Here is a 21,750-nt window from a genome sequence, read left to right on the forward strand (position 1 = left end):
CGCCGCAGTATCGCGTGCCCGCTCGCGCACCCCGGAACCGGCGCCACCCGGACACCGGTGCTGCGCCACCGCCCGGCACCGTCCCGCCGCGGCGCCGTGCTCCCGCGGCAGCCCACCCGGCCGATAGCCACTTGACGCGCCGCGCCAGCCGGGTGACATCCTGGAGCCACTGGCAAGGCCAATACGATGGCCAATCAGGGAAGGTGGCCTTCTGCGATGCCCGAGTGGACCTCAGTGGTGGGTGCTCCGCAACTCGTGCGGCTCCTGCGCTCGCAGCGCACCACGCGGCCCGCACCCCGCGGCGGCACTCCCGCCTACCGCGCGCTGGCCGACGGCGTACGGCTCCTCGTCCTCGAAGGCCGCGTCCCCGTCGGTGCCCGGCTGCCCGCCGAACGCGAACTGGCCGCCGCCCTGTCGGTGAGCCGCACCACCGTGGCCGCCGCCTTCGAGGCGCTGCGCGCCGAGGGCTTCCTGGCCTCCCGCCGGGGCGCCGGAAGCTGGACGGCGGTGCCCGCGGGCAGCCCGCCGCCGTCCCGTGGCCTCAAGCCGCTGCCGCCGGAGTCGGCGGGAGGCGTCATCGATCTCGCCTGCGCCGCGCTTCCCGCCCCCGAACCGCACCTGAGCCAGGCGTTCACCAGCGCCCTGGCCGACCTGCCGCCCTACGCGAGCACACACGGCGACTACCCGGCCGGCCTGCCCGATCTGCGCCGCGCCGTCGCCCGGCGCTACACCGCGCGCGGCCTGCCCACGCGGCCCGAACAGATCATGATCACCACCGGCGCGATGGGCGCCGTCGCCTCGATCTGCCGTCTGCTCGTCCCGCGCGGCGAGCGGGTAGCCGTCGAGCACCCCTCCTACGCCAACGTGCTGCACCTGATGCGCGACGCGGGCATGCGCCTGGTACCGGTGGCGATGGCCGACCGACTCGGCGGCTGGGAGCTGCCCGCCTGGCAGCAGGCGCTGCGGGCGGCGGCGCCCCGCATGGCCTACGTCGTCGCCGACTTCCACAACCCCACCGGCGCGCTCGCCGACGAGGGACAGCGCCGTGACCTGGTGGCCGCCGCGCGCACCGCCGGTACCACCCTCGTCGTCGACGAGACCATGGCCGACCTCGCGCTGGACGAGACCACCGTGGCCGCACCGCCCCGTCCGGTGGCCGCCTTCGACCCCGGCGGCGCCACCGTCATCACCATCGGCTCGGTCAGCAAGGCGGTGTGGGCGGGCCTGCGCATCGGCTGGGTGCGGGCCGCGCCCGACGTCATCCGCCACCTCACCGCCGCCCGTGCCTGGGCCGACCTGGGCAGCCCCGTGCTCGAACAGCTCGCCGTCACCCGGCTGCTGACCGACGGCGGCTGGGAGCGCGCGGTGGCCGTGCGCCGCGCGGAGGCCCGCGCCAACCGGGATGCCCTGGTCGCCGCCGTCACCGAGCACCTGCCGGAGTGGGAGTTCACCGTCCCGCGCGGCGGCCTCACGCTGTGGGTGCGCACCGGAGGGCTCTCCGGCTCGCGCATCGCCGAGGCGGGGGAGCGGCTCGGGGTCCGGGTGCCGTCCGGGCCGCGCTTCGGCATCGACGGCGCGTTCGAGGGTTACGTGCGGCTGCCGTTCACCGTGTCGGGCCCGGTGGCCACCGAGGCGGCCACCCGGCTCGCCACCGCGGCCCGGCTCGTCGTGGGCGGCCCCCACACCGAGCCCGACATCCCGCGCAGCTTCGTCGCCTGAGGCCCGGGGGAGCGGCGGCCCCGGGCCCGCCGGACGCGCTACCGGGCGCCGGAGCCACTTCGCTCAGGCGGCGCCGCATCCTGGCGGAGGCAACAACCCGGGGCCCCAACCAGGCGCGGCACCCGAGACTACCGCCGGGGCGCGGCACCGGCCGGGCACGGCCAGCCCGGCGCGGCGGTTACCGGGCCGCCGCCCGCCGTTCCTCCCGCACCGGGTCCACCGGGCCGGCCCCCTGCCGCGCGCCGTCGGCCGTACCGGGTCCGCCCTCCGCGCCCTCCGCGTCACCGTGCTCCTCGACGCCCACCACGGGGCCCGGCAGCAGGGCGGCCACCGCCTCCCGTTCCGCCTCACCGGCCAGCTCGTCGCAGGGGTCCGGAGTGGCGGGCACCTGGAGCCGCAGCACGGGGCCCGTGCCGAGCCGGGCAAAGCCGCGTCCGGGCGGCACCTCCCGCACCGGCGTGGTCTGCGGCGGTTCACCGAGCACCGCGCGCACCTGCTCGGGCGTGGCCGACCCCAGCACCACCCGCGCCCTGGTGTAGGCCCGCACCACCTGCGCCAGCGCCTCCGCGCCCTCGAACTGTTCGGCCACTGCGACGGACACCCGCGCCGCCCGGCCATGCCGCAGGGCCACCTGCAGCAGCTCCTGTGGATCACCGCGCCCCTCGCCGCGCGCCAGGTGGCTGAGCACCGCGGGGCGGTCCACCAGCACCCACAGCGGTCGGCGCACCTCATCGGCCGGTGTCCCGGCCTGCCGGGCGCGGACGGCCGCCAGCAGCCGCCGCTCGGTCTCGTGCGCGGCCCACTGCAACGAGGCGAGCGCCCCCACCAGCGTCGTTTCCACTGACAGCACGCCCCGGCGCCCCGCCAGGCTCGCGTACTCGCCCAAGCCGGACCCGTCGACGACGAGCACGTCCCCGTGGCGCAGCGCCTGCAGAGCCACCGACCGCAGCAGCGTCGTCGCGCCCGCGCCCGGCTGGCCCAGGGCCAGCAGGTGCGGCTCGGTGGAGCGGGGACCGGTGCGCCACACCACCGGCGGCACATCGCGGGATACCTCGCCGTCGCGCACCGGCAGCGTGCGCTGCACCGAGTCACCGTCGGTGAACCCCAGCACCATCTCCCCGGGCGCGACGACGAACCGCTGGGCGTGGATTCCGGTCGGCAGCGGGGCGAGGGCGGTGAAGGCCAGCTCGCCCGCCTCCTCGTCCCAGTCGAACCGGAACTCGCGACTTCGCCCGGCCTTCGCGCACAGCACACGCTGCACCCGCAGTCGCGCCTCCAGCTCGCCGTCGGGGAAGCAGGGCGGGTAGCGCAGCACCAGCCGGGTGATCCGCCCATCCGCGTCGAACTCCTGCCCGGTGAAGGCCCGCTCGAAGGAGCCGCCGGGCGCGTACAGCGGTTCCGGGTGCGGGTCACCGGCCACGGTGAACACCGGCACCAAAGCCTCGTACAGCGCTTGCAGCCGCCTCGTCTGCTCCTCGGGCGGTGCGGCCTCCGCCACCGCCGGTGCCTCCTGCTCCCGCTCCCGCCCGTACCAGGCGGCGGCCCCGAGCAGGCCCGCACCGGCCAGCCACAGGCCGTACGGCATGAGCCACAGGAACAGGGCGCAGGCCCCGGCCAGGAACAGCGCCGGGCCGCGCTGCTCCCTGGGGGTACGGCCCCACCAGTCGCGGGCCAGCGCGATCAGACGGCCTCCGCCGCGCCCCAGCACGCGCACCGGCTGGAGCGGGTCACCCGCGCCGTGGCCGAAGGGGCGGAACGGGACGCGGACCTGGGTGAGTGAGCGCCACGCCACGTGAACCTCCCGGCCGCTAGAGGGCGATTCCGCCGAGCAGGCTGGCCAGCTTGTCGCTGCCCGCCTGAATGCCGGGGCCGATGGCGGTTCCGGCCAGGTAGAAGCCGAACAGCGCGCAGACCAGGGCGTGGGACGGCTTGAGGCCGTGTTTGCGGAAGAGCAGGAAGCCGATCACTCCGAACAGGACGACGCCGGAGATGGACAGGACCATGAGTTCTCCTGGAGTGGAGGCGTGCATCACTTTCTGTGATGACAGCTTCACAGAAAGCACCGGGTCGTCCAACAGGCAAAAGGGTGAATCGGCATTTCATCACTCTGATCGCGTGACAGGCCAGCCGTCCTCGGGGCCGTAGACCACCGGCTTCTGTCAGAACGTCAGTCCGGACACCAGCGAGGCGATCATGCTCCCGCCCGCCGCGATCCCCGGGGCCATCGTGGACCCCGCCAGGTAGAAGCCGAACAGGGCGCACACGAGGGCGTGCGAGAACTTCAGCCCGCCCTTGCGGGAGAGCAGGAAGATGATGATCCCGAGGAGGAGGACGCTCGAGATGGACAGGTCCATGAAGGGCTCCGGAAAGGGGATGGCCAGCGGGTTTCCCCAGGTTCACCAGCCGCCGCACACCCCGCAAACCGGCAGGACCGGATGGCGGAGGGCCTCGCGTACACCGCGCCGCCGCTCCCGCGAGAATTTTCCGCGCCCGGCGATGAGTTCGCGTGCCGGCCGGCGTCTGTAGGGATGACGGCCCCAACAGGCCAGCCTGACCGAAGGCCGCACCAGCCCGCCGGGCGGCTGCCCGCTGTGAACGCGTGGCACTCACCGGCCCAGGAGAGAGAAGAGGACCCCATGGCTACCCAGATTCACGTCAACCTGCCCGTGAAGGACTTGCCCGCCGCCAAGAAGTTCTTCGCCGAACTCGGTTACGCCTTCGAAGCCGAGTTCACCGACGACAACGCCGCCTGCCTCGTCATCGAGGACAACATCTACGTGATGCTGCTGACCGAGGACTTCTTCCGGAGCTTCTCCAAGAAGGAGATCCCGGACACCGGCAGGACCGCCGAGGCGATCCTCGCCCTGGGCGTGGACAGCCGTGAGCGGGTGGACGAACTCGTGGACAAGGCCCTGGCAGCGGGCGGCACGGCCACCCGGGAGCCGATGGACGAGGGCTTCATGTACGCCCGCAGCTTCCAGGATCTGGACGGCCACCTGTGGGAGGTCATCACCCTGGACCTGGAGGCCATGCGCGCGCAGCAGGGGTGACGCCGCCCGGGCGGTCCCGGTAGCGCGGCGCGGCTGGCGGGCACGGGGGCCACGCCAGCCGTCGCCGCTCCCCAGCGGCCGGTGGCCGGCCCACGGGGTGGTACGTGCCACGGGCCAGGCCCGGGCACGGCGTTACGCCCGGCGGACTGTCACCCGTCGGGCGTAACGTTCACCAAGCGGCAGCTTGTGCGCAGCCAGCCCGCCGACGTGCTCGGCGGCTGACCGATCGGCGCGGCGGTCGTCACGGCCTGGGCGCGGCTGTTTTGTGCCTGGCCGGTCCACGTACCGAGCGGGCGGAACGCCGGGGGGCGACGCCGCATGCGCACGTGCCACCCGCGCTGACACTGCCCCGGCACCGGACGGGCTCAGCCGCGCAGGACTTCGGTCGCGTAGAAACACAGGTGACCCGCGATCGCGGCCACCTCCGCCCGTGGCTCCCGGTACGCCCAGGCGACGTCGGCGGGGCTGTCCGGCAGTGACCAGTACGAGGCCGTTCCCTTGAACGGGCAGCTCGTGGTCGTCGCCGAGGGCACCAGCAGGTCCATGCGCACGTCCTGAGGCGGAAGGTAGTACCGCACCGGCAGCCCGGTCTCGTGCAGCAGCACCGGCCGGTGGCTCTCGGCCAGCACCTGCCCGCCCACCGCCGCGCGAACGTGCCGCTCACCCTGCTCAACCCGGACCCGGTGCCCGCCACCGCCGCTGCCGTGCGGATGTGCTGTCCCGCCCATGATCGCTCCTTGTATGGGAACCCGTGCCAACAGCGATCGTAACCGTCACTCTGCGCACCCAGTATTCAGCTCCAGGTACGAAGGCGGTCTGGTCGAGCTCACAAATGATCAATAACCTGTAGCAGTACGTACGTTACTGACTTTCAGGGAGCACGATGGCCACGGCACGGCAGGTCCCCGACATTCTCTCGCCCGAGTTCGCGGCAGACCCCTACCCCGCCTACCGGGAGATACGCGAGCACGCCCCCCTGATCTGGCACGAAGCCATGAACAGCTACATCATCTCCCGTTACGCCGACGTCGAACGGGCCTTCAAGGACTCACTCTTCACCACCGACAATTACGCCTGGCAGGTCGAGCCCGTGCACGGCAGGACGATCCTCCAGCTCAGCGGCCGCGAACACGCCGTGCGTCGCGCCCTGGTGGCCCCCGCCTTCCGTGGCATCGAACTACAGGAGAAGTTCCTCCCCGTCATCGAGAGCAACTCCCGCGACCTCATCGACGCCTTCCGGGATGCGGGCCGCGCCGACCTGGTGGCCCAGTACGCCACCCGGTTCCCGGTCAACGTCATCGCCGACATGCTTGGCCTGGACAAGGCCGACCATGGCCGCTTCCACGGCTGGTACACCTCGGTCATCAACTTCCTCGGCAACCTCTCCGGGGACCCCGAGGTCACCGCGGCCGGTGAGCGCACCCGGGTGGAGTTCGCCGAGTACATGATCCCGATCATCCAGCGGCGCCGGGAGAACCCGGGAGATGACCTGCTCTCCGTGCTGTGTGCCGCCGAGGTCGACGGCACAAAGATGAGCGATGAGGACATCAAGGCGTTCTGCAGTCTGCTGCTCGCGGCCGGTGGTGAGACCACCGACAAGGCCATCGCCAGCATCTTCGCCAATCTGCTCACCCACCCTGAGCAGCTCGCCGCTGTCCGCGAGGACCGGACCCTGATCGACCGGGCCTTTGCCGAGACGCTGCGCTATACCCCGCCGGTGCACATGATCATGCGGGAGACCGCCGAGGAGGTCGAACTCAGCGGCGGCACCATACCCGCCGGAGCCACCGTCACCTGCCTGATCGGTGCCGCGAACCGCGACCGCGACCGGTACCAGGACCCGGACACCTTCAACATCTTCCGGGACGACCTCACCACGACGCGCGCGTTCTCCGCCGCCGCCGACCACCTCGCCTTCGCGCTGGGCCGCCACTTCTGCGTGGGCGCCCTGCTGGCCAAGGCCGAGGTGGAGGTCGGTGTCAGCCAACTGCTCGACGCGCTGCCCGGCCTGCGGCTCGCTGAAGGCTTCCACCCACGCGAGGAGGGCGTCTTCACCCGAGGACCCGCTAGCCTGCCGGTCGAGTTCACCCCTGTGCGGGGCTGACCCGCTGGCGTTGCGGCGGAGCCGCGTTCCGCCGCAACGCCGGGCGGTGACCGTCCGCGTTTACCCGACGTAGGACGGGGTGTAGGTCACCGGAAGCTCCGTCAGCCCGCGCATCCACACCGACGGGCGCCAGCGCAGCTCGCCTGGATCCACCGCCAGCACCACGTCCGGCAGCCGCTCCAGCAGCGCCTCGACCGCGGTCCGCGCGATCACCTCGGCCAGCTGCGGCGCCGGGTAGGGGCAGCGGTGCTCGCCGTGGCTGAACGACAGGTGCGCGGAGTTCCCGGCCGCGCCCACGTGCCCCTGCGGCCAGATCTGCGGATCGGTGTTGGCGGCGGCGAACCCCAGCACCAGGCAGTCTCCCTCCCGGATCAGCCGCCCGCCCAGCTGGGTGTCGCGCACCGCCCAGCGGCCGATGAAGTTCTGCGTCGGCGTGTCCAGCCACAGCACCTCGGTCAGCGCCTGCGCCACGCTCAGCCGTCCGCCCGCCACGTTCAGCGCGAACCGGTCGTCGGTCAGCATCAGCCGCAGCGCGTTGCCGATCCAGTTCGCCGTCGGCTGCTGGGCCGCCGCGATCACCGAGATGAGGTCCTGGACGATCTCCTCCTCCGTCAGGGCCGCCGGGTGCGCCAGCATCCGCGAGGTGATGTCCGAACCCGGCTGAGCGCGCTTGTCCCGCACGAGTGCCGTGAGGCGCTGGCCCACGCGCCCATAGGCGGCCACCGGGTCCTCGCCCTCCCGCGCGTCCAGCGAGATCCCCAGGTCACGCACCAGCTCGTCGGTGTCCGCGCTGCCCATCGGCATGCCCGCCAGACCGACCGCCGCCAGCATCGCCAGCGGATGCGCGTACGCGGCCTTCAGATCCGCCTCGCCGCGCCCGGCGAAGGAGTCGATCAGCGTGTCCGCGATGCGCCGGCAGGTGACGGCCAGCTCGAACTGGTCCATCGCGCCCAGTGCCTCACTGATCACCCCGGCCCGGCGCTGGTGCTCCGCGCCTTCGGTGAACAGCACCGAGGGCTGGTAGCCGACGAACGGCAGCAGCGGCCAGTTAGCGGGAATCGAATCCCAGGCGTGCCAGCGCCGCGAATCGCGCGCGAACAGCTCGTCATGAGCGGTGACGTAGCGCACCTCGCGGTAGCCGAGCACCAGCCACGCCGGAATGCCGCCGTCGAGCAGGACCGGCGCCACCGGGCCGTGCCGGTGCCGCAGCGACCGGTACAGCTCGGCGGGCGACTGCTGGTACTCCAGGCCGCTCAGCGTGGTGGCCTCGGGGTGCGCGGGGCAGCCGGAAGCGGGTGCGTCGGCGGTCAGTGGGTCGGTCACGGCGTCATCTCCCGGGCCATGGACAGGTCGTACAGATGGTTGACGAGTCCGATCAGCACCGACTTGCTGGACCGGCGCTGCCGCGCGTCACAGTCCAGCATCGGCACGTCCTCGGAGAGGGACAGCGCCTCGCGCACCTCCTCAAGGCTGTGCGAGGCGGCGTCCGAGAAACGGTTGACGGCCACCACGAACGGCGTCCCGTGGTGCTCCAGCCGGTCGATGGCGTACCAGGAGTCCTCCACCCGGCGGGTGTCGACGAGGACCACCGCGCCCAGCGTTCCGCTGAACAGGCGGTCCCACAGGAACCAGAACCGCTCCTGGCCCGGCGCGCCGAACAGGTACAGCACCATGCGCTCGTTGAGGCTGATCCGGCCGAAGTCGAACGCCACGGTGGTGGTGTGTTTGTCGCTCACCTTCGCGTTCTCGTCTATGCCGACGCTGGCCTGGGTCATCACCTCCTCGGTGTTCAGCGGGCGGATTTCGCTGACCGATCGCACCAGCGTGGTCTTGCCCACGCCGAACCCGCCGACGATCACTATCTTCAGTCCGGTGTCGGCCGCCGCGCCCAGCGGAACCCGGGCGTCGGCGTCCGGCTCAGAGATTGTGGAGTCCATCGAGTACCTGTTTCAGCAGTGCGGAGTCGGGGAGCACGTGGTGGGCGGGGGCCGGGCGCGGGTGGCGGGCGGTGATACGGCCGGTGGCCAGCAGGTCGCCGAGCAGGATGCGCGTCACCGTCACCGGGAGCTTCAGTTCCGCGGAGACCTCCACCACCGCCGTCGGACGGCGGCACAGCTTCAGGATGCGCACGTGCTCGGACTGCATTCCCGGCGTCGGCTCGCACTCGGCGACGATGAGCGTCACCAGGTCGAAGGAGTCGCCGTCGGTGCGGTGCCGCCCACCGGTGACGGTGTAGAGCCGGTCGGGGTCGCCGAGATCGACGGGCCGCCTGGTCATGCGGGCCGGCTCTCCTGCTGCGGCATCCGGGGCGCCGCGCTCAGGTGGTCGCTGAGCTGTTCGACCAGCTCCGCCATGTGGTGCCCGATCAGGCCGGGGTCGGCGTCGTCGGCGGCCAGCACGGCCAGGTGCGCGCCCTCACCGGCTTCGACGATGAACAGCAGCCCGCCGTGGAACTCCGTCATCGACTGGCGCACTCCTCCGGTGCCGTCGCCGAACTCGATGGACGCGCCGTGCGACAGGCTCTGGATGCCCGAGGCGATCGCGGCCAGCTGGTCCGCCTTGTCCACGGTCAGCTGCTCGCTCCAGCACAGTTTGAGGCCGTCCCGGGAGAGCACCAGTGCGTGCCGGGTGCCGGGGGTCCTGGCCAGCAGGTTCTCCAGGAGCCAGTCGAGGCTGCGGTCAGTGGTCTGCATCGTGGTCGTGGGGCTGAACGGGACCGGAGTCCCGGTTTGCGTCAGCCCGTGCCTCCAATCTGGTGCGGGGGGACGGGTGGTGCACCGGACGGCGACGTCACCGTTCCGGCGCGGAGGACTGCTGCCGACGGAAGCCCTGCTTACGGCGTGGGGGGCGGCTCCGGCGTGTCGCGGTCCTGGGCGCGTTGGTAGGGATCCGGCCCACCGAGCGGGTCGGAGGCACCGCCGAGCGGGTCGGTCAGGCCGCCAAGCGGATCGGACGGGCCATCCGTGCGGCCGCGGCTCGCCTGCCGGAAGGCGCTGAACCGGCTGCCCGCCTCGCCCGGCGCCCGGGGCGGCGGCGCGGACGCCGGCGGGGTAAGCGGCTGCCGCTCGGCCGACGCCAGCGTACGGCCCCGTGGCCGTTTGGGCAGCGCCCCGGCTGGGGCGCTGCCCAGGTCCCCGTCAACGCGGGCAGGGACGGGCGGCAGTTCGGCGGTGCGTTCGGTGGCCCGTGTCTCCGTCGGCGCGGGTACGGCGGCCGCTGGTGGCGAGGCGACCTGCGGGGCCTGCGGGGCCTGTGAGACCTGCGGCGCCTGTTCACGCGGCGGCTGGGCCGCCGGCACGGGCGTGCGGTGCTGGGCGATCAGGTGCTGCGGGATGAGCACGACGACCCCGGTGCCGCCGCGTGAGGACGGCCGGAAGCTCACCGTCATCTGGTACTTGGTCGCCAGCCGCCCCACCACGGCCAGTCCCAGCCGGGTGCCCTGGAGCGTGGCCAGGTCGTTGGCCGCGCCCGCGACCGTCTCCTCGGCCCGGCGCAGCGCCGCGTCCGCCATCTTCAGCCCGCTGTCCTCGATGGTGACCACGATGCCCGCGGTGCGTTCCTCGACGTAGACGTGCACCTCGTCGGTCGGCGGGGAGAAGGTGGTGGCGTTGTCCATCAGCTCGGCCAGCAGGTGCATGACGCCCTCGGCCGCGTGCCCGGCGATCGCCACCGTGCTGGTGCAGTGCAGCCGCACCCGCTGATACGCCGCGATCCGCCCGGACGCGCCGCGCAGAATGGACTCCATGACGATCGGCTTGTTCCACTGGCGGCTGGAGCGACCGCCCATGAGCACCGCCAGCCGGTCGGCCAGCAGGCTCAGCTGCGAGGTGTTGTGGTCCAGCGTCAGCAGGTCGCCGAGCACGTCCTCGTCGTAGCGGTCCTGCATGTCCCGCAGGTGCGCCAGGATCGTGTTCGCCTGCGCCTGGACCCGGTCAACGCCCTTGGCGCTCGCGGCCATCGCCGCCATGCTGCGCCGCTCACCGACGGCGATCTCGCGCGCGCACCACTCCAGCAGCCGCGCCAGTTGCGGGTCGTGCGGCGTGGGCACCCGGTCCAGCGCGGTGTCGGCCGAAGCGCCGTCGCGCAAGTGGCCCAGCACCGAGGGCAGCGTCACCTCGGCGAGCTGGCCCGCCTCGGCCCGGGCGTGCGCGAGTTCCGCGCCCGCCTGCCCGAGCTGGGAGCGCAGCTGTTCGACCTGCTGCCCGGCGGACACCTCCCGCAGTCTGGCCCGGCGCAGCGTGACCGTAACGACGCTGGCGGACACCACGATGGCCACGCCTGCGGCGACGGCCGTCGCCGTTACCCACACGCGCCCCGGCTCCGGAGCGAGGATCGTCACTCCCGCGCACGCCGCCGCGGTCGCCAGGACGGTACCCGCCAGCGCGAGAAGTCCCGGACGCGCCGACGGTATCGCCGGCTGGTGAGTGGTCACTGGCACTGACATGCAATCGGTCCTCAGGGGCTGAAGGTGGTGCGAGGGACGCGGGCTGAACCGGCGCAGGCAGGCCGGACAGGTGGACGGCACCGGCAGAAGCTGACGGCGATCTTCCGCTCCACACTCGGCCTCATGGTAGCCAGGTACAAGGGCGGTTGAGGAAGCCACTCGAAGAGGGGATACGCAGGGATGACCGCACACCGTTGGCCGGACGTCCGTGAGGGCCCGTGGTAAAGGCGCAACCTCTGGCACCGCACCCCTCACGGGCCTACCAGCTCGCGCCACAGCAGCCGCCAGCGCCCACCGGGCTTCGCGCCCGCTTACCGCAAAGCCCGCGCCGGGGCCGGAACACGAACGGCAGCCGCGCAGCGATCGGCACCCGGCCGCGCCGTGCCCGCCCGCTGAGACCCGGCAGCCTTTCGGCACCAGCCCACCGCGCGCCCGCTTCCCGCCGGGCCCCGACCACGGCCCGCACCGCCCGCCGCGGTGCACCGCACTGACCCGCGCCCAAGCACCCGACCTGCCCAGCCCAGCCCCGCCCCCGAAGGTCCGAGTACCACAAGGCCCGCCCGGTGCGACGGGGGATGCGCACCGGGCGGGCTCGCCCTCCTTCTTACCTCGAACAGCGGTTTCCATGCCTGTGCTCCCAGACCATTTCCGCCGGCGACGTGATCTCGCGTGCTGTCGGCCGCGCCCGGCTTCCCGCCCAGACGTACGCACCGCGGCTGCTCTCCGCGCCCGTCCGGGTGAGCCGCACCGGCCGCGGCGCACGAGGCGTCGGCTGCGTTTGCGGTCGGCGGCGCCCGGACGCAGAGTTGAAGAAGAGATGGCCCGCATCCCAGCTCGGTCACGGGCTGCCGATGGGGCGATTCCCCGTGCTTCGGCCAGGAGGCACAGCCGCCAGCCACCGTATGAGCCGGTGCGGCCGCGACCCGCCCACCCCTTTCGCCTGGAGGGACCCCGCGCGTGCCTGCTCCCGCGGTCACCGCTTCCACCGTCGACAAGCGTGTTCTGGGAGAGCGAAGCAGATGAGCGCCGTAGTTTCCCGCACCAAACGTGCCCGCCATCCCCACGACGACGCCCCCGACACCGCCGCCGACCTCCAGCGGCTCGCCACCCTGCCGCCCGGACCCGAACGCGAACGGCTGCAGCAGGATGTCGTGCGGGCCTGGATGCCGATGGCCTACCGGCTCGCCCACCGCTACCGCAACCGCAGCGAGAGCATCGAGGACCTCCAGCAGGTAGCGGCCCTCGGCCTGGTCAAGGCCGTTGACCGGTACGACCCCGCCCGCGGCTGCGCCTTCGAGAGCTACGCCGTCCCCACCATCGTCGGCGAGCTGCGCCGCCACTTCCGCGACAACCTGTGGGACCTGCACGTCCCGCGCCGGGTGCAGGAACTGCGCAACAAGGTGCGCACCAGCCGCCGGGAACTGAGCCTGACCCTGGACCGGCGCAGCCCCACCGTCGCGCAGATCGCGGAGCACACCGGGCTGTCCGAGGAGGACGTACAGCTGGGCATGGAGGCGCTGGAGAGCTACCGCACCCTGTCCCTGGACTCGCCCTACCCGCATGCCGAAGACGCCTTCACCCGCGCCGACACCCTCGGGGACTTCGAGCCCGGCTATGACCGCGTCATCTACCGCGAGTCCGTCAAGCCGCGCCTGCGCCGACTGCCCGAGCGGGAGCGGCGCATTCTCTACCTGCGGTTCTTCTGCGACATGTCGCAGAGCCGGATCGCCGCCGAGGTCGGCATCTCCCAGATGCACGTCTCCCGTCTCATCAGCTCCACCTGCCAGCGCATCCGCCGCGAGGTGGAGGCGGAGATGTCCGCGCCCCCGGGCGACCCCCGGGGCCCAGGCCGCTGCGGCTGAGCCGCCCGGCCGCTGCCGCTCAGCGCTCCGTGCCGGGCCCGGCCGTGCGCCGCAGCCGGTCCAGCTCCCGCCGGTCCCGCTTGGTCGGCCGCCCCGCGCCGCGGTCCCGCCGGGGGACGACAGCGGCTTCCAGCGGCGCGGGCGGAGGCGGCGAGTTGTCGGCGTAGCACGTCACCGCCTCGGGCGCGCCGACCCGCTTGCGGACCAGCTTCACCACCTCCACGATCCGCTCCCGGCCCGCGTGCCACACCCGCACCTCGTCACCGGGACGCACCGCCTGGGCGGCCTTCGCCCGGTCGCCGTTGACCCGCACGTGCCCCGCACGGCACGCCGTCGCCGCCAGCGAACGTGTCTTGATCAGCCGCACCGCCCAGATCCAGCTGTCCACCCGCACGCTGCCCTCAGAAGCAGAAGCCATACCCGAACTGTAAACACCTCGCCCGCCCGGGTTTCACGGCCCGCATGGGCAGCGGTGCGGCCGGGAAGACGTAGGCGGCAGCAGACGAAGGGAGCGCACACCCATGGCGGCGGTTACACGCATGGTGGTTATCGGCGGCAACGCGACGGGCATGGCGGCCGCGTCCCAGGCCCGCCGCCTCAAGGGGCCGGACGAGCTGGAGATCGTCGTCGCCGAACGCGGCGACGTCACCTCCTACTCCTCCTGCGGCATCCCCTACTGGATCGCGGGCGACGTCACCGGCGAAGCCGCCCTCGTGGTGCGCACCCCCCAGCAGCACCGCGAACGCGGCATCGACGTGCGCACGGGCACCGAAGCCGTCGCCCTGGACGCGGAGGCCCGGCGCGTGTGCCTCCGCCCGACCGGGGAGCCCGGCACCGCGGGGGAGTGGCTCCCCTACGACCACCTGGTCCTGGCCACCGGCGCGCGCCCCACGCGCCCGCCGCTGCCGGGCATCGACGCGCCCGGCGTGCACGGCGTACAGACCCTGGACGACGGCCGGGCCCTGCTCCACGCCCTGGAGAGAGCCGAGACGGGTGCACCCGGTGGCGCGCGGCGGCGCGCCGTCGTCGTCGGCGCCGGATACATCGGCGTGGAGATGTCCGAGGCACTGGTGCGCCGCGGCTACCAGGTCACCGTGCTGGACCAGTCCGAGCAGCCGATGACCACCCTCGACCCGGACATGGGCGCCCTGGTGCACGAGGCGATGGACGCCATGGGCATCGACACCCGCACCGGCACCGCCGTCACCGCCATCCACACCGACGCCGACGGCCACGTCCGGGCCGTGGCCACCGACGACGCCGAGTTCCCCGCCGAGATCGTCATCCTGGGCCTGGGTGTCCAGCCGGAGACGACCCTCGCCCGCGACGCCGGTCTGCCGCTGGGGGAGTCCGGCGGGCTGCTGACCGACCAGGCGCTGCGCGTACGCGGCCACGAGACCCTCTGGGCGGGTGGCGACTGCGTCGAAGTCCTCGATCTCGTCGGCGGCCGCAACCAGCACATCGCGCTGGGCACCCATGCCAACAAGCACGGCCAGATCATCGGCACCAACATCGGCGGCGACTACGCCACCTTCCCCGGCGTCGTCGGCACCGCCGTCTCCAAAGTCTGCGACCTGGAGATCGCCCGCACCGGCCTGCTGGAGCGGCAGGCCGCCGCGCTGGGCCTGCGCTATGTGACCGTCACCGTGGAGTCCACCAGCCGCGCTGGCTACTATCCCGGCGCGGCGCCCATGCACGTGAAGATGATCGCCGAGCACCGCACCGGACGCCTGCTGGGCACCCAGATCGTCGGCCGGGAAGGCGCGGGCAAACGGGTCGACATCGCCGCTGTCGCCCTCACCGCCCGCATGACCGTCGAGCAGCTCATCGCGCTCGACCTCGGTTACGCGCCGCCCTTCTCACCCGTGTGGGACCCGGTGCTCGCCGCCGCTCGCAAGGCCGTCAAAGCCGTCCGCGAGGCCAGCGAAGACTGATAGACGCACTCCGCGCAGCGACACCAGCACTCCGTACCGCCTGCCGCCGCAACAAACCACCCAAAACTCACTAAGGTGTCAAAACGGAATAACGCGCCGCGCCCCGAGGACTTCGCGATGCAGATCTCCTTCCTCCTCCACCACGCCTACGGCATCGGTGGCACGATCCGCACCACCCTCAACTCGGCCGCGGCCCTGGCCGCCCACCACGACGTGGAGGTGGTCTCCGTCTTCCGCCACCGTGACCGGCCCGTCTTCGCCCCCGGGCCGGGCGTCCGGCTGCGCCACCTGATCGACCTGCGGCCCGACAGCCCCGAATACGACGGCGACCACCCCGACCACCAGCGCCCCGCCCGTCACTACCCCCGCCCCGACGGCCACTTCACCCGCTACAGCCGCCTCACCGACCAGCGCATCGACGCCTACCTGCGGCAGAACCGCGCCGACGTCATCCTCGGCACCCGGCCCGGACTGAACACCCAGCTCGCCCTGCGGGCACCGCGCGGGCCCGTCCTCGTCGGCCAGGAACACCTCACGCTCTCCTGCCACTCCCGCCGCCTTCGCCTGACGCTGCGCGATGCCTACCCGCGCCTGGACGCCCTCACCACCGTCACCGAAACCGACGCCCGCGACTACCGCAGCCGCATGCGCCTGCCCGGGGTGCGCGTGGAGGCCGTGCCCAACGGCGTCCCCGCCCCCGCCACCGCCCCGGCCGACCCCGACGCCCGCTGGGTGATCGCCGCCGGACGTCTGGCACCCGCCAAGCGCTACGACCTCCTCCTGCGCGCCTTCGCCCAGGTGATCCAGCAGCGCCCCGACTGGCGGCTGCGCATCTACGGCGGCGGCCCGCAACGCGACCGGCTGCGCACGGTCATCGACGCCCTCGGCCTGTACAACCATGCCTTCCTCATGGGCCCGGCCCACCCGATCGAGTCCGAATGGATCAAGGGCTCTGTCGCCGCCTCCACCTCCAGCCTCGAAGCGTTCGGCATGAGCATCGTCGAGGCCATGCGCTGCGGCCTGCCCGTCGTCGCCACCCGCTGTCCCCACGGACCCGCCGAGATCATCCACGACGGCGTCGACGGCCGCCTGGTCACCATGAACGACGTGGACGCCATCGCCACCGGCCTGCTCGAACTCGTCAGCGACGACGAGCTGCGCCGCCGCATGGCCGAGGCGGCCCGCGAGCACACCCGCCGCTACGACCCGTCCGTCATCGCCGAGCGCTACACCGGCCTGTTCACCGACCTCGTCACCCGGCGCGGCCGCGGCACCCGCATCGGCACCCTGCGCGCCACCGCGCACCGCACCCGCGGCGCCCTGCTGAGCACCGCCCTCACCACCCGCGACACCCTGCGCCAGATCCACCCCGCCCACCGTGGCACCAGCACCGCCCGCCGGTCAGAGGCACCGCACGGCAGCAAAGGACCCGCGGCATGACCCTCCCCGTTACCGCCCACGACGCCTCCGGCCCGGACCCCGCACCCCACCACACCCCCCAGCCGCTCACCCCGCACGCCCACTGCACCGCCCACGCGGACGGCACCCTCACCCTCACCGTTCCCCAGCCCGCCACCGCTCCCCCCTGGTACGCCGTGCTGCTCCAGCGCCGCGGCGGCCATCAGGCCACTGACACCGTGCACCTGCCCCTCACCGACCCCAACGCCGGTCACAGCACCGCCACCCTGACCACCGCGGCCCTGCGTCTGACCGAAGGCCGCTGGGACGTCTACGTCGCCCGCGCCACCGCACCCGGCGCTCCCCGCACCCGGCTGCGCCCCGGCGTGGGCGACCTGCGCACCCTCGCCGACGAGGCCCGCGCCGCCACCCGCGGCCGCCACACCCAGGGGGCCGTGTGCATCCCCTACACCACGACCTACGGCAACCTTTCCCTGCGCACCTGGCTGCGCTGGCCGCACGCCGAGGCCACCGCCGTCCACCTCGCCGACGCCGACGGCACCCTCGACGGCCTGCTGCTGGGCGCCTGCCTCACCGACGACGCCCGCCTGGAAGCCCACGCCCTCCACAGCACCACTCCACCGGTCACCGGGCCCGTCCGCCACCGGGGACCGCACTTCACCGCCACCGTCCCGCTCGCCGACCTGGCGCACCAATCGCCCCGCACCGGCGAGCCCACCGAGTGGGAGCTGTGGCTGCGCCCCGGCGCCGCCACACCGTCCGTCCGCGTCGCCCGCATCCTCGACGACGTCCCCGACAAGCGCACCGTCTACCGCTACCCGCCCCTGACCCTGCCCGACGGCACCACCACCGGCTTTGCCTACACCGGCGAAGGCGACCTCTCCGTCAGCGTCCACCACCCTCCAGCGCCCTGAGCCCTTCACCCCGGCTCCGAGGCGCTGAGCACGCCCCCGCACCCGGCCGGACGGGCCACGCGCCGGTCGCTGCCAGCGCCACCCTTCCGGCCGAGCCGCCGTGCCGGCCCACCCAGGCCGGGCACAACCTGTTCCGCAGGCCCTCCGGCCCCTGACTCCCGGCCCGCCCATGCCCGCACTGACCGTCCTATGGCCCTGACCCACCACACCGGCGGCCCCACCCCATGTCAGTCCTCGAACTTCCGGGTGTCGCGCGGCTCCACGTACGGCTCCTCCTCCGGCGGATGCCCGCCCTCAATCGCCCGGCCCCGCTCCAACTCCGCGTTCAGCTCCAGCCCCAGCAGGATCGCGATATTGGAGACCCACAGCCACACCAGGAAGATGATGATGCCCGCCAGGCTGCCGTAGGTCGCGCTGTAGTTGCTGAAGTTCGCCACATACAGGGCGAACAGTGCCGATGCCACCAGCCACACCAGGACCGCCACCAGCCCGCCCAGCGTCACCCACCGGAATTTCCGCTTGACGTTCGGCGCCGCCCAGTACAGCACCGAGAACACGAAACTCACCAGCAGTACCAGCACCGGCCACTTCGCGATACCCCACACCGTCAGCGCCGTATCGCCCACACCCAGGACGTCCCCGGCCCGCTGCGCCAGCCCGCCGGTGAACACCACACCGATGGAGATCAGCGCCAGCAGCAGCACCGTCACCAGCGTGATACCCAGCCGCGTGGGAATCGTCTTCCACACCGGGCGGCCCTCAGGGATGTCGTAGACCGCGTTGCCCGCCCGCATAAACGCCGCGATGTACCCGGACGCGGACCACAGTGCCACGGCGATACCGATGATCAGCGCCAGTCCGGCCCGGCCCTGGTTGTTCTGCAGCTGTTCGAGCATGCTCGTCAGCAGGTCGCGTACCGAGCCCGGCGCCATCGAGCTCACGTTGTCGATCAGGGGCTGGATTGCCGAACTGCCCACCAGGCCGAGGATCGACACCAGGGCGAGCAGCGCCGGGAAGATCGACAGCACCCCGTAGTAGGTGAGGGCTGCCGCCCAGTCCGTCAGATTGTCATCCTTGAACTCTTTGACCGTCTTCTTCAGCACACCCTTCCACGACCGCTTGGACAGGTCTGTGGGCTTGTCCGGAGCGCGCCCGGCCTCCCCGCCCGGCCCGCGCTCCGGCTCGCTGTCCGGACCTCGTTCCGGCTCGCCGTACGCCTCCGGTCCCGGCTCGCCGTACGGCTGCCGCTCCGGCTGGCCGTACGGCTCCCGCCCTCGCTCCTGACCCGCCCCCGCCGCCCGGTCGCCGTCGTCACGGTGTCGCGCCATCGTCCACTCCTTCCACCGGCTACCGCGCCCACCGCTGCGTGCAGACGCACTCGCGTGCCCGGGTAACCCCGCCCGTGGCACGGAAACCGAAGTTCACCCTCCCGCGCGCCGCCCGCCACCGCGCTACCGTGGCGCGGGTACCGCTCCTGCTCACCTCCGACACCCACGTCCCTCACCGCGCCCGCCGCCTGCCCGATGAGCTGCTGGCCCACGTCGAGGAGACCGCCATCGTCGTCCACGCGGGCGACTGAACGGACTCCGCCACCCTCAGCCTGTTCCACCCGTGCCCGCCGCCTGATCGCGTCCACGGCAACAACGACGGCCCGGAACCGCGCGCCCGCCTCCCCGAAGTCGCCCGCACCCAGCTGGCCGGCCTGCGCCTGGCCGTCGTCCACGAAACCGGCCCCACCCCGCGCCCGGCCCCACCCCCGCGCCCGGCCCCACCCCGCGCCCAGCAACAGCTCCGTCAGCTCCCCCCGCCGCGCCGCCCCGTGTCCGAACGTCACCAGCTCCCCGCTCACGCCGCCTCCCGGCCCCACCATGCCCCGGCCACCCGGCGCCCCAGTCGCCGCGCCCGCCGCTGCCACCGGTCCAGCCGCGGATACCGCTCCCGCCGCTGCCGGGAATACCGGTCCAGCTCCTCCGCCAGCCGCATCGACCGCTTCTCCACGTCCAGCTCATCCAGCACCCGGTCGATCTCCGCCAGCAGCGCCCCGTGCAGCTGCCACTGCCGGGGATGCTCCTGCACTGTCGCCAGCAACAGGTGCGCCACGTGCTCCCGGCTCGCCCGCGCCGCCGACAGCTCCGCCACCAAGAACGTCTCCGCCTCCTCCGCACTGGTGCTGATCTGCGTCGTGATCAGCACCGCGTAGCTCTCCACCGCTCCGGCCATGTTCAAGAACAGCTCTTTCAGCGCGGAGGCCACCGCTGGCGGGAGCAGCTCCTCCTCGCGCCGCTCCTTGGCCAGATCCGTCAGCGTCCGGGCCGTCACCCGCAGCACCACCGCGCAGATCTCCAGCGTGTCCAGCCCGGTGCGCAGTACGATCCGCGACAGCAGCCCTTCCTTCACCCGCGGGTTGAGCCGAATGCTCTCCTCGGCGCGGGCTAGTGAGGCGTCTACTCGCACGATGTCCTGATCCAGCCGCCGCGCCTCGTGCAGTTTCGCCGCCGCCCGCTCGACCGGCGTGTGACCGCCGAGCTCGTCCCCGAGGTCCAGCAACAGCGTCCGCATACGCGCCGCCAGCTCCTCAATCGACTCACCGGCCGTCTCCACCCACACCGGAGGCAGGAACACCGTGTTGAACAGCAGCCCTACCGCCGCCCCGATCACCGTCTCCAGCACCCGCGACAGCGCCAGATCCGTCGCGTGCGAGACCCCGAGCACCAGCATCGCCGAGATCGCTACCTCAGGGACGAACTCACCCGCCCGCACCACATGCCCCAGCACCAGCGCCGAGATGATCAGCAGCCCCAGACTCCACCAGCTCAACCCCACCAGGGCGCTGAACCCCACCGCGATCAGCACGCCGGCCACCACCGCGTTCACCCGCCGCACCCCGCTGGTCAGCGTCGCGTACAGCGTCACCTGCACCACCAGCAGGGCCGTCAGCGGCGCCAGCAGCGGCGGTGGCTGGTTCCCCAGCAGCCACAGCGCGGCGACGTAGGCCAGTGTGGCGGCGGTAGCCGACCGCACCGTCTGCACCACCACCGGTTCGTTCCGCCGCTGAACGAGTTTCACCATGGGTTCGGGCACTACCTGGGACACACCCACCCTGTTCCCGCTCGCACCCCCGGCAGACCCCACCCCGCGCCCCGCGCCACCCGTATGCCATCACCCCCGTAGCACGCCTGACGCTCTCTCGGCCGGGCATAAGGGCCAAGGGGGAGGGCCGAGCATCGATCCGGGAGGAGCCCCGCATGGCCGAACACACCCAGTCCACTGACACCCGATCCCAGCCCGCCCCGCCCGCGCCAGACCGCCGCGTGCGCTGGTGGAAACCCCTGGCCGCTCTCCTGGCCCTCGCCGCCGGCTTCGCCCTCCTCACCCGCACCGACCTGCTCCCCGGGGTCAGTGACCTTTTCGCTGAGGAGACCCATGACCGTTCCGGCCCCACCCTGCTGCAGTCCATCCAGGACATGAGCCGCTACCAGGCCGCCACCGGCAACTTCCAGGTCGTCGTGGACCTGGAGAAGGACGCCAAGTACCTGCCCGACGCGATCCGCGGCACCCGCACCCTCTACGTCGGCGCAGGCACCGTCGACGCCCACGTCGACCTCGGCTCACTGAGCGGCGAGCACGTTTCCGTCAACGAGGACCGCACCGCCGCGACCCTCACCCTCCCACCGGCCCAGCTGGCCGCCCCGTCTTTGGACGCTGAGCGCTCCTACGCTGTCACCAAGGAACGAGGGCTTCTGGACCGGCTGGGTGACCTGTTCTCCGACAATCCTGGCGATGAACGGGCCGTACGCGCTCTGGCTGTCGACCACATCGCGGCTGCCGCGAAGGAGAGCGACCTGACCGCCCGCGCCGAGGACAACACCCGCACCATGCTCACCGGCCTCCTCACCTCCCTGGGCTTCCAGAACATCACCATCACCTTCACCCCCTCCTGAGCAGGGTGTGTCAGAAGCCATCCGCATTCCGGGCGTGAGCGGGTGTCGAACAGGGTTCCTGCTCGGGTGATCGTGGCGTCGTCGGCGCATGAAGGCAGGGCTTCCTGGTAGCTCGGCAATGCGAGTCAGCCAAAGCTTCCGGAGGCTCTGTTGCCGCAGTCTTGCGTGAGTATGTCTGTCGTGTCCAACTCCCGTGTTTCGCTGTGTGCTTGCTTCGCGCACCGGTTCGGAAACGCGGCGGATCATCCGGGCCGTGTCCGTGCTACGTCTTGGACATGACAGAGGCTGAGTGGCAGGTGTGAGGTTCGGGGAGGAGGTCATCGAGATGTTCGGGTTTCCCCACCACTGGTGCTGACTCGTCTT

At 72.4% G+C, this 21,750-nt stretch carries 20 protein-coding genes and 1 pseudogene; 9 read left to right on the top strand and 12 right to left on the bottom strand.

What is annotated here, in order from left to right:
- The first annotated feature begins 216 nt into the window (after positions 1 to 216).
- Positions 217 to 1,719, top strand: coding sequence for a PLP-dependent aminotransferase family protein (locus JJV70_RS16235; RefSeq protein WP_219048701.1), 1,503 nt, complete (start codon positions 217 to 219; stop codon positions 1,717 to 1,719).
- A gap of 178 nt (positions 1,720 to 1,897) precedes the next feature.
- Here JJV70_RS16235 and JJV70_RS16240 read toward each other — a convergent pair whose 3' ends face one another.
- The 3 genes from JJV70_RS16240 to JJV70_RS16250 all read right to left on the bottom strand — a co-directional run bounded on the left by JJV70_RS16240 (position 1,898) and on the right by JJV70_RS16250 (position 4,073).
- Positions 1,898 to 3,511 carry a hypothetical protein gene (locus JJV70_RS16240; protein ID WP_219048702.1) on the bottom strand — a complete coding sequence of 538 codons (1,614 nt, stop codon included), beginning with the start codon at positions 3,509 to 3,511 and terminating at the stop codon, positions 1,898 to 1,900.
- Between the two features lie 16 nt (positions 3,512 to 3,527).
- On the bottom strand, positions 3,528 to 3,722 hold the full coding sequence (locus JJV70_RS16245; protein WP_219048703.1) for a hypothetical protein: 195 nt from the start codon (positions 3,720 to 3,722) through the stop codon (positions 3,528 to 3,530).
- A 156-nt stretch (positions 3,723 to 3,878) separates the two neighbouring features.
- Positions 3,879 to 4,073 (bottom strand): hypothetical protein, encoded by a 195-nt coding sequence (locus JJV70_RS16250; RefSeq protein WP_219048704.1) that lies wholly within the window; start codon positions 4,071 to 4,073, stop codon positions 3,879 to 3,881.
- A 282-nt stretch (positions 4,074 to 4,355) separates the two neighbouring features.
- On the opposite strand from JJV70_RS16250, the gene JJV70_RS16255 reads away from it, so the two are divergent.
- Entirely contained in the window at positions 4,356 to 4,769 is a 414-nt protein-coding gene (locus JJV70_RS16255; RefSeq protein ID WP_219048705.1) for a VOC family protein, read from the top strand.
- 365 nt (positions 4,770 to 5,134) lie between these two features.
- On the opposite strand, the gene JJV70_RS16260 is transcribed toward JJV70_RS16255, so the two are convergent.
- Positions 5,135 to 5,497 carry a DUF427 domain-containing protein gene (locus tag JJV70_RS16260; protein ID WP_219048706.1) on the bottom strand — a complete coding sequence of 121 codons (363 nt, stop codon included), beginning with the start codon at positions 5,495 to 5,497 and terminating at the stop codon, positions 5,135 to 5,137.
- A 155-nt stretch (positions 5,498 to 5,652) separates the two neighbouring features.
- On the opposite strand from JJV70_RS16260, the gene JJV70_RS16265 reads away from it, so the two are divergent.
- Entirely contained in the window at positions 5,653 to 6,873 is a 1,221-nt protein-coding gene (locus tag JJV70_RS16265) for a cytochrome P450 (protein ID WP_219048707.1), read from the top strand.
- Between the two features lie 60 nt (positions 6,874 to 6,933).
- Here the strand turns inward: JJV70_RS16265 and JJV70_RS16270 are convergent, their stop codons facing one another.
- From JJV70_RS16270 to JJV70_RS16290, 5 genes are all read right to left on the bottom strand, one after another.
- On the bottom strand, positions 6,934 to 8,196 hold the full coding sequence (locus JJV70_RS16270; RefSeq protein WP_219048708.1) for a cytochrome P450: 1,263 nt from the start codon (positions 8,194 to 8,196) through the stop codon (positions 6,934 to 6,936).
- Positions 8,193 to 8,810, bottom strand: a complete 618-nt coding sequence (locus JJV70_RS16275) for an ATP/GTP-binding protein (protein ID WP_219048709.1) — start codon at positions 8,808 to 8,810, stop codon at positions 8,193 to 8,195. The genes JJV70_RS16270 and JJV70_RS16275 overlap by 4 nt, the downstream gene beginning before the upstream one ends.
- On the bottom strand, positions 8,791 to 9,150 hold the full coding sequence (locus JJV70_RS16280; protein WP_219048710.1) for a DUF742 domain-containing protein: 360 nt from the start codon (positions 9,148 to 9,150) through the stop codon (positions 8,791 to 8,793). Before JJV70_RS16280 ends, JJV70_RS16275 begins: the two co-directional genes overlap by 20 nt.
- Positions 9,147 to 9,566: a roadblock/LC7 domain-containing protein gene (locus JJV70_RS16285; RefSeq protein ID WP_219048711.1), complete on the bottom strand. Its 420-nt coding sequence runs from the start codon at positions 9,564 to 9,566 to the stop codon at positions 9,147 to 9,149. Before JJV70_RS16285 ends, JJV70_RS16280 begins: the two co-directional genes overlap by 4 nt.
- 140 nt (positions 9,567 to 9,706) lie before the next feature.
- Entirely contained in the window at positions 9,707 to 11,317 is a 1,611-nt protein-coding gene (locus tag JJV70_RS16290; RefSeq protein ID WP_219048712.1) for a sensor histidine kinase KdpD, read from the bottom strand.
- 1,019 nt (positions 11,318 to 12,336) lie between these two features.
- On the opposite strand from JJV70_RS16290, the gene JJV70_RS16295 reads away from it, so the two are divergent.
- Positions 12,337 to 13,179, top strand: coding sequence for a SigB/SigF/SigG family RNA polymerase sigma factor (locus JJV70_RS16295; protein WP_219048713.1), 843 nt, complete (start codon positions 12,337 to 12,339; stop codon positions 13,177 to 13,179).
- A gap of 19 nt (positions 13,180 to 13,198) precedes the next feature.
- Here the strand turns inward: JJV70_RS16295 and JJV70_RS16300 are convergent, their stop codons facing one another.
- The gene (locus JJV70_RS16300) at positions 13,199 to 13,597 is read right to left on the bottom strand and encodes an RNA-binding S4 domain-containing protein (protein WP_219048714.1); all 399 of its coding nucleotides are present in this window, start codon (positions 13,595 to 13,597) and stop codon (positions 13,199 to 13,201) included.
- Between the two features lie 103 nt (positions 13,598 to 13,700).
- Here JJV70_RS16300 and JJV70_RS16305 point away from each other — a divergent pair, with 103 nt between their 5' ends.
- The 3 genes from JJV70_RS16305 (at position 13,701) to JJV70_RS16315 (ending at position 17,446) form a co-directional block, all read left to right on the top strand.
- Complete coding sequence (locus JJV70_RS16305; protein WP_219048715.1) at positions 13,701 to 15,113, top strand: FAD-dependent oxidoreductase; 1,413 nt, start codon at positions 13,701 to 13,703, stop codon at positions 15,111 to 15,113.
- A gap of 117 nt (positions 15,114 to 15,230) precedes the next feature.
- On the top strand, positions 15,231 to 16,553 hold the full coding sequence (locus JJV70_RS16310) for a glycosyltransferase family 4 protein (protein WP_219048727.1): 1,323 nt from the start codon (positions 15,231 to 15,233) through the stop codon (positions 16,551 to 16,553).
- On the top strand, positions 16,550 to 17,446 hold the full coding sequence (locus tag JJV70_RS16315; protein ID WP_219048716.1) for a hypothetical protein: 897 nt from the start codon (positions 16,550 to 16,552) through the stop codon (positions 17,444 to 17,446). Before JJV70_RS16310 ends, JJV70_RS16315 begins: the two co-directional genes overlap by 4 nt.
- Positions 17,447 to 17,673: 227 nt before the next feature.
- On the opposite strand, the gene JJV70_RS16320 is transcribed toward JJV70_RS16315, so the two are convergent.
- Positions 17,674 to 18,774: a YhjD/YihY/BrkB family envelope integrity protein gene (locus JJV70_RS16320; RefSeq protein ID WP_219048717.1), complete on the bottom strand. Its 1,101-nt coding sequence runs from the start codon at positions 18,772 to 18,774 to the stop codon at positions 17,674 to 17,676.
- A gap of 128 nt (positions 18,775 to 18,902) precedes the next feature.
- On the opposite strand from JJV70_RS16320, the pseudogene JJV70_RS23540 reads away from it, so the two are divergent.
- Positions 18,903 to 19,181: pseudogene (locus tag JJV70_RS23540) on the top strand (metallophosphoesterase family protein); the annotation flags it as partial.
- Between the two features lie 110 nt (positions 19,182 to 19,291).
- On the opposite strand, the gene JJV70_RS16330 reads toward JJV70_RS23540, so the two are convergent.
- Positions 19,292 to 20,515, bottom strand: coding sequence for an aromatic acid exporter family protein (locus tag JJV70_RS16330; protein ID WP_219048719.1), 1,224 nt, complete (start codon positions 20,513 to 20,515; stop codon positions 19,292 to 19,294).
- A gap of 176 nt (positions 20,516 to 20,691) precedes the next feature.
- Here JJV70_RS16330 and JJV70_RS16335 point away from each other — a divergent pair, with 176 nt between their 5' ends.
- Positions 20,692 to 21,387, top strand: a complete 696-nt coding sequence (locus JJV70_RS16335) for a DUF4230 domain-containing protein (RefSeq protein ID WP_219048720.1) — start codon at positions 20,692 to 20,694, stop codon at positions 21,385 to 21,387.
- The last annotated feature ends 363 nt before the right edge of the window (positions 21,388 to 21,750 follow it).

This window comes from Streptomyces sp. JJ66 (assembly GCF_019303495.1).
Classification (GTDB): Bacteria; Actinomycetota; Actinomycetes; order Streptomycetales; family Streptomycetaceae; genus Streptomyces.

What these genes read in the sequence shown, in the direction of transcription:
- JJV70_RS16245 (WP_219048703.1), bottom strand. Translation starts at nt 3,722, where the DNA reads ATGGTCCTGTCCATCTCCGGCGTCGTCCTGTTCGGAGTGATCGGCTTC.
- JJV70_RS16315 (WP_219048716.1), top strand. Translation starts at nt 16,550, where the DNA reads ATGACCCTCCCCGTTACCGCCCACGACGCCTCCGGCCCGGACCCCGCA.
- JJV70_RS16310 (WP_219048727.1), top strand. Translation starts at nt 15,231, where the DNA reads ATGCAGATCTCCTTCCTCCTCCACCACGCCTACGGCATCGGTGGCACG.
- JJV70_RS16250 (WP_219048704.1), bottom strand. Translation starts at nt 4,073, where the DNA reads ATGGACCTGTCCATCTCGAGCGTCCTCCTCCTCGGGATCATCATCTTC.
- JJV70_RS16285 (WP_219048711.1), bottom strand. Translation starts at nt 9,566, where the DNA reads ATGCAGACCACTGACCGCAGCCTCGACTGGCTCCTGGAGAACCTGCTG.
- JJV70_RS16290 (WP_219048712.1), bottom strand. Translation starts at nt 11,317, where the DNA reads ATGTCAGTGCCAGTGACCACTCACCAGCCGGCGATACCGTCGGCGCGT.
- JJV70_RS16280 (WP_219048710.1), bottom strand. Translation starts at nt 9,150, where the DNA reads ATGACCAGGCGGCCCGTCGATCTCGGCGACCCCGACCGGCTCTACACC.
- JJV70_RS16275 (WP_219048709.1), bottom strand. Translation starts at nt 8,810, where the DNA reads ATGGACTCCACAATCTCTGAGCCGGACGCCGACGCCCGGGTTCCGCTG.
- JJV70_RS16320 (WP_219048717.1), bottom strand. Translation starts at nt 18,774, where the DNA reads ATGGCGCGACACCGTGACGACGGCGACCGGGCGGCGGGGGCGGGTCAG.
- JJV70_RS16330 (WP_219048719.1), bottom strand. Translation starts at nt 20,515, where the DNA reads ATGGTGAAACTCGTTCAGCGGCGGAACGAACCGGTGGTGGTGCAGACG.
- JJV70_RS16295 (WP_219048713.1), top strand. Translation starts at nt 12,337, where the DNA reads ATGAGCGCCGTAGTTTCCCGCACCAAACGTGCCCGCCATCCCCACGAC.
- JJV70_RS16255 (WP_219048705.1), top strand. Translation starts at nt 4,356, where the DNA reads ATGGCTACCCAGATTCACGTCAACCTGCCCGTGAAGGACTTGCCCGCC.
- JJV70_RS16260 (WP_219048706.1), bottom strand. Translation starts at nt 5,497, where the DNA reads ATGGGCGGGACAGCACATCCGCACGGCAGCGGCGGTGGCGGGCACCGG.
- JJV70_RS16300 (WP_219048714.1), bottom strand. Translation starts at nt 13,597, where the DNA reads ATGGCTTCTGCTTCTGAGGGCAGCGTGCGGGTGGACAGCTGGATCTGG.
- JJV70_RS16235 (WP_219048701.1), top strand. Translation starts at nt 217, where the DNA reads ATGCCCGAGTGGACCTCAGTGGTGGGTGCTCCGCAACTCGTGCGGCTC.
- JJV70_RS16305 (WP_219048715.1), top strand. Translation starts at nt 13,701, where the DNA reads ATGGCGGCGGTTACACGCATGGTGGTTATCGGCGGCAACGCGACGGGC.
- JJV70_RS16265 (WP_219048707.1), top strand. Translation starts at nt 5,653, where the DNA reads ATGGCCACGGCACGGCAGGTCCCCGACATTCTCTCGCCCGAGTTCGCG.
- JJV70_RS16335 (WP_219048720.1), top strand. Translation starts at nt 20,692, where the DNA reads ATGGCCGAACACACCCAGTCCACTGACACCCGATCCCAGCCCGCCCCG.